Annotated in this window: 2 tRNA genes and 2 rRNA genes; all 4 read right to left on the bottom strand. The window is 50.9% G+C overall.

Features of this window, described 5'->3' with window-relative positions:
• A 23S ribosomal RNA gene (locus GJ695_RS29345) occupies window positions 1–596 on the bottom strand; the annotation flags it as partial.
• 195 nt (window positions 597–791) lie between these two features.
• Window positions 792–867 (bottom strand) — tRNA-Ala (locus GJ695_RS29340).
• 11 nt (window positions 868–878) lie between these two features.
• Window positions 879–955, bottom strand: a tRNA-Ile gene (locus GJ695_RS29335).
• Window positions 956–1032: 77 nt separating this feature from the next.
• Window positions 1033–1691: ribosomal RNA gene (locus GJ695_RS29330) — 16S ribosomal RNA — on the bottom strand; the annotation flags it as partial.

Genomic DNA, 1691 nt, shown 5'->3' with positions numbered 1-1691 from the left:
GCCACTGAATGTAAGTCGCTGACCCATTATACAAAAGGTACGCAGTCACCCCACAAGGAGGCTCCTACTGTTTGTATGCACACGGTTTCAGGATCTATTTCACTCCCCTCCCGGGGTTCTTTTCGCCTTTCCCTCACGGTACTGGTTCACTATCGGTCGATTACGAGTATTTAGCCTTGGAGGATGGTCCCCCCATATTCAGACAGGATTTCTCGTGTCCCGCCCTACTTGTCGTACGCTTAGTACCACCGGTCTGATTTCGTGTACGGGGCTATCACCCGCTATGGCTGCCATTTCCAGAGCATTCCACTATCAGTCCGACTATCACGTACAGGCTCTTCCCATTTCGCTCGCCACTACTTTGGGAATCTCGGTTGATTTATTTTCCTGCAGCTACTTAGATGTTTCAGTTCGCCGCGTTCGCCTCACACACCTATGTATTCAGTGAGTGATACCCTAAAAGGGTGGGTTTCCCCATTCGGAAATCTGCGGATCAAAGCTTGTTTGCTAGCTCCCCGCAGCTTATCGCAAGCTACTACGTCCTTCATCGCCTGTAATCGCCAAGGCATCCGCCATGTGCACTTATTCACTTGTCCCTATAACGTTAGCCCCTTACGACTAAACAAAGGAGCGATTATAGGAATAAGACATTACGTTGTTACGTTTGATGATTCAATCATTACCCACCCACGCAGTTGCCCGCATGGGTCATAACAATTACTTACTTCTTCCAGATTGTTAAAGAACGATTACTGCTTTTACCTAAGCATCTGTGCTTACGTAAAAACAGGTGGTGGAGGATGACGGGATCGAACCGACGACCCCCTGCTTGCAAAGCAGGTGCTCTCCCAGCTGAGCTAATCCCCCATTGGTGCAACTGGTAGGGCTGGTTGGACTCGAACCAACGACCCCCGCGTTATCAACACGGTGCTCTAACCAGCTGAGCTACAGCCCCAAATTTGCTGTTCTTTGTTGTCTACAGTCGATAAGTGTGAACGCTTGATGTGGTTGCTAGAACCAGTGCTACTCTAGAAAGGAGGTGATCCAGCCGCACCTTCCGATACGGCTACCTTGTTACGACTTCACCCCAGTCACGAATCCTACCGTGGTAAGCGCCCTCCTTACGGTTAAGCTACCTACTTCTGGTAAAACCCGCTCCCATGGTGTGACGGGCGGTGTGTACAAGACCCGGGAACGTATTCACCGCGACATGCTGATCCGCGATTACTAGCGATTCCAACTTCATGCAGTCGAGTTGCAGACTACAATCCGGACTACGATACACTTTCTGGGATTAGCTCCCCCTCGCGGGTTGGCGGCCCTCTGTATGTACCATTGTATGACGTGTGAAGCCCTACCCATAAGGGCCATGAGGACTTGACGTCATCCCCACCTTCCTCCGGTTTGTCACCGGCAGTCTCATTAGAGTGCTCTTTCGTAGCAACTAATGACAAGGGTTGCGCTCGTTGCGGGACTTAACCCAACATCTCACGACACGAGCTGACGACAGCCATGCAGCACCTGTGTTACGGCTCTCTTTCGAGCACAACCAAATCTCTTCGGTCTTCCGTACATGTCAAGGGTAGGTAAGGTTTTTCGCGTTGCATCGAATTAATCCACATCATCCACCGCTTGTGCGGGTCCCCGTCAATTCCTTTGAGTTTTAATCTTGCGACCGTACTCCCCAGGCG

It is taken from the genome of Duganella alba, from assembly GCF_009674495.1.
Lineage (GTDB): Bacteria > Pseudomonadota > Gammaproteobacteria > Burkholderiales > Burkholderiaceae_D > Rugamonas > Rugamonas alba.
This window is presented reverse-complemented; position numbering and strand designations above follow the sequence as displayed.